The organism is Tropicimonas sp., from assembly GCF_047971885.1.
In the GTDB taxonomy this organism is placed as follows: domain Bacteria; phylum Pseudomonadota; class Alphaproteobacteria; order Rhodobacterales; family Rhodobacteraceae; genus Tropicimonas.
The window spans coordinates 1-3,864 of record NZ_JBKEAE010000028.1; the positions used below are offsets into that span (position 1 = coordinate 1).

Sequence of the window (3,864 nt, forward strand, 5' to 3'; positions counted from 1 at the left end):
CGCGCTCGAGCTTTTCGAGCCTGTCGTTCGAGGCGACATCGTCCTCTTTCTTCAGCGCCTCGGCCTCGATCTGCTTTTGCAGGATTTCACGGTCGAGCGCGTCAAGCTCCTCGGGCTTGGACTCCACCGCCATGCGCAGCCGGCTCGCCGCCTCGTCCATCAGGTCGATGGCCTTGTCGGGCAGGAACCGGTCAGTGATATAGCGGTTGCTGAGGGTCGCGGCGGCGACAAGGGCCGAATCGGTGATCCGTACCCCATGGTGCAACTCGTACTTCTCCTTGATGCCGCGCAGGATCGAGATCGTATCCTCGACCGTCGGCTCCTCGATGAAGATCGGCTGGAATCGTCGCGCCAGCGCCGCGTCCTTCTCCACGTGCTTGCGGTACTCGTCGAGCGTGGTCGCGCCCACGCACTGCAACTCGCCCCGCGCCAGCGCAGGTTTCAGCAGGTTGGAGGCATCCATCGCCCCGTCCGCCTTGCCGGCGCCGACAAGCGTGTGCATCTCGTCGATGAAGAGGATGATCTCCCCCGCCGCTGCCGTCACCTCGGACAGCACCGCCTTGAGCCGCTCCTCGAATTCGCCGCGATATTTGGCGCCGGCGATCAGCGCGCCCATGTCGAGCGCCATCAGCCGCTTGTTGCGCAGGCTTTCGGGCACATCGCCGTTGACGATGCGCAGCGCGAGGCCCTCGGCGATAGCGGTCTTGCCGACGCCGGGTTCGCCGATCAGCACGGGGTTGTTCTTGGTCCGGCGGCTCAGAACCTGCATCGAGCGGCGGATTTCCTCGTCGCGGCCGATGATCGGGTCGATCTTGCCTTCGCGGGCCGCTTCGGTCAGGTCGCGGGCATATTTCTTCAGCGCGTCATAGCCCTCTTCGGCCGACGCCGTGTCGGCGGTGCGCCCCTTGCGCACGTCGTTGATCGCCGAGTTGAGCCCCTGCGCGGTCACGGCGCCGGCTTCCAGCGCTTCCTTTGCGCCCGAGCGCACCACCGCGAGCGCGGTCAGGATCCGCTCGACGGGGACGAAACTGTCCCCGGCCTTGGTGGCGATCTTCTCGGCCTCGTCGAGCACGCGTGCGGTCTTCTGGTCGAGATAGACCTGTGCCCCATCGCCCGAAACCCTGGGCATCCGCGCAAGATCGGTATCCACCGCCTCGCGCACCCGTTCGGGCGAGCCGCCCGCCCGCTTGATCAGGTTGCTGGCAAGCCCCTCGTCGTCGTCGAGCAGCGCCTTGAGCAGATGCTCGGGCATCAGCCGCTGGTGTTCCTCGCGCATGGCGATGGTCTGGGCGGCCTGAATGAAGCCGCGCGACCGTTCGGTAAATTTTTCCATGTTCATAGAGAATTCTCCCTTTCCAAGCGCTTGCATGAATTGTCCGCCCGGCTGCGGCACGGCACCTGAGCAAGCCTCCGGCACGATATGGGAACGGAAAACACAGGCCGCAACCCGGACCTGTCACATATTTCACACAGCCGCCTGCGTCGTATTGGCAGACCCGGGTGTGCGGCAGGGTTGATGCCGCCGGTGACGGGTACTAGGCAGGTCGGGAAGCAGGAGAAGGAGCAAACCGATGCCCGACAGCCGCAAGCCGGACGACCGGCTGATCGTCGCCCTCGACGTACCGGATGCGCTGGAGGGGCTGAAGCTTGCCGAAACGCTCGGCGACACGGTGTCTTTCTACAAGATCGGTCTGGGCATGCTTACCGGCGGCGGCCTGGCACTGGCCAACGAACTGAAGACCGGGCACGGCAAGCGCATCTTCCTCGACATGAAGCTGTTCGACATCGGCGCGACGGTCGAGACAGCGGTGCGCGGGCTGGCGCAATTCGCCCTCGATTTCCTGACGGTGCACGGCGACCCCCATGTGGTGCGCGCCGCGCAGGAGGGAAAGCGCGGCCACGACACGAAGATTCTGGCGGTGACGATCCTGACCTCGCTCGACCGGCCGGATCTGGACGCTGCCCTGATCAAGCCGGGCGATGTCCGCGATATCGTGCTGGAGCGCGCGGTGAACGCGCTGAACGCGGGGGCTGACGGGCTGATCGCCTCGCCCCGGGAGGCGGCGGCGATCCGCGCCCTGCCCGAGGCAGAGGGCCGGCTGATCGTCACCCCCGGCGTGCGCCCGGCCGGCGCCGCTCCGGGCGATCAGAAGCGCATCGCCACCCCGGCGCGCGCGATCGCCGCCGGTGCCGATCACATCGTGGTCGGCCGTCCGGTCTGGCAGGCCGCCGACCCGCGGGCTGCGGCGCAGGCCATCGTGGACGAACTGGCCGCTCCGCTGCGCTGACATTCGTCAACGTTCGCGTGAGGATACGTGTCAGCCGCTCCACGCCGGCCGACAATGACGTATCTAGGGGCAAATCGATGGAGATTCCCCGAATGGCCGGACGCTGGAAGAACGATCTGAACTGGTCCGAAGTGACCCCGAAGCCGGTATGGCTCAACCGCCGGCACCTCATGCTGGGCGCGGCGGCGGTTGCCGGCGGTCTGCTCGCCGGACCGGTAGGGGCGGCGCTGGGCGGGCGACCGTCGAAATATTCGACCGACGAGGCGATCAACACGCTGGAGCAGATCACCAACTACAACAATTTCTACGAATTCGGCTCGCGCAAGACCGACCCGGCAAAGCACGCCTCGGCCCTGACCACAGACGGCTGGGAAATTCGCATCGACGGCATGGTCGACAAGCCCGCAACCTGGTCGATGGACGACCTGCTCGAAGGCGTCACGCTGGAAGAGCGCATCTATCGCCTGCGCTGTGTCGAGGGCTGGTCGATGGTCATTCCGTGGACGGGGTTCGAACGGGCCGATCTGCTGAACCGGGTGGGTGTTCAGCCCTCGGCGAAATTCGTCGTCTTCGAAACCGCTGAGCGGCGCGACGAGATGCCCGGGCTGCGCAGCCCGGTACTCGACTGGCCCTATACCGAGGGTCTGCGGCTGGACGAGGCGATGAACCCGCTGACGATCCTGGCGACCGGTCTCTATGACGAGCCGCTGCCCAACCAGAACGGTGCCCCGATCCGTCTGGTGGTGCCGTGGAAATATGGCTTCAAATCGATCAAGTCGATCGTCCGCATCACCCTGAGCGACAGGCAGCCCAGAACCACCTGGAACCGGCTGCAACCCGAGGAATACGGCTTTTACGCCAACGTGAACCCCAGGGTCGATCACCCGCGCTGGAGCCAGGCGACCGAACGGCGGATCGGCGGTTCGCTCTTCGCCAAGCGCAAGCCGACGAAGATGTTCAACGGATATGCCGACACCGTTGCGCACATGTACGACGGCATGGACCTGAAGAAGAACTATTGATGAAGGGCGTCGATCGCATCAATGCTGCGCTGCGCCGCTGGCCGGTCTGGACGCTCTATCCGCTGGGGGCGCTTCCGGTGATCTGGCTGTTCGGGCAGGGGGTCACCGGCGGGCTTGGGGTGGATCCGGCCAAGGCGATCGAGCATAGGCTTGGCCTTTGGGGGCTCTGGCTGCTTCTGGCCGGTCTGGGCGTGACGCCGCTGGCGCGGATCGCCGGGCTTCGGCTGATCCGGTTTCGCCGCGCCATCGGGCTGCTCGCTTTCTTCTGTATCCTGACCCATCTGCTTGTCTGGCTGATACTTGACGTGCAGGTTCCGGCGCTGATCTGGGCCGATATCGTGAAGCGGCCCTATATCACCGTCGGCATGGCCGCGTTCGTTCTGATGGTACCGCTGGCGCTTACATCCAACGACTGGTCGGTTCGCAGGCTGGGGGCGGCCGGATGGCGCCGGCTGCACCGCCTGACCTATCCGGCCGTTCTGCTGGGGGCATTACACTACGTCATGGTGGTGAAAGGCTGGCAGGTGGAGCCAGTTGTCTACCTTGCCGTCGCA

General features: G+C 65.6%; 4 protein-coding genes. 3 read left to right on the plus strand and 1 reads right to left on the minus strand.

Going from position 1 to position 3,864, the window contains the following annotated elements:
• Nucleotides 1-1,339, minus strand: a 1,339-nt coding sequence (locus ACK5IR_RS03870; protein ID WP_416926108.1) for a Clp protease N-terminal domain-containing protein, incomplete at its 3' end; no start/stop codon positions are given.
• 232 nt (nucleotides 1,340-1,571) lie between these two features.
• Here ACK5IR_RS03870 and pyrF point away from each other — a divergent pair.
• The 3 genes from pyrF to msrQ all read left to right on the plus strand — a co-directional run.
• The gene (pyrF, locus tag ACK5IR_RS03875; RefSeq protein WP_416926110.1) at nucleotides 1,572-2,288 is read left to right on the plus strand and encodes an orotidine-5'-phosphate decarboxylase; all 717 of its coding nucleotides are present in this window, start codon (nucleotides 1,572-1,574) and stop codon (nucleotides 2,286-2,288) included.
• A 92-nt stretch (nucleotides 2,289-2,380) separates the two neighbouring features.
• Nucleotides 2,381-3,310 (plus strand): protein-methionine-sulfoxide reductase catalytic subunit MsrP, encoded by a 930-nt coding sequence (msrP, locus tag ACK5IR_RS03880; protein ID WP_416926112.1) that lies wholly within the window; start codon nucleotides 2,381-2,383, stop codon nucleotides 3,308-3,310.
• On the plus strand, nucleotides 3,310-3,864 hold a 555-nt coding region (gene msrQ, locus ACK5IR_RS03885; RefSeq protein WP_416926114.1), incomplete at its 3' end, for a protein-methionine-sulfoxide reductase heme-binding subunit MsrQ. The genes msrP and msrQ, both read left to right, overlap by 1 nt.

Bases quoted from the DNA above. Each gene is read 5' to 3' on its own strand.
- pyrF (WP_416926110.1), top strand. From the start codon at position 1,572: ATGCCCGACAGCCGCAAGCCGGACGACCGGCTGATCGTCGCCCTCGAC.
- msrP (WP_416926112.1), top strand. From the start codon at position 2,381: ATGGCCGGACGCTGGAAGAACGATCTGAACTGGTCCGAAGTGACCCCG.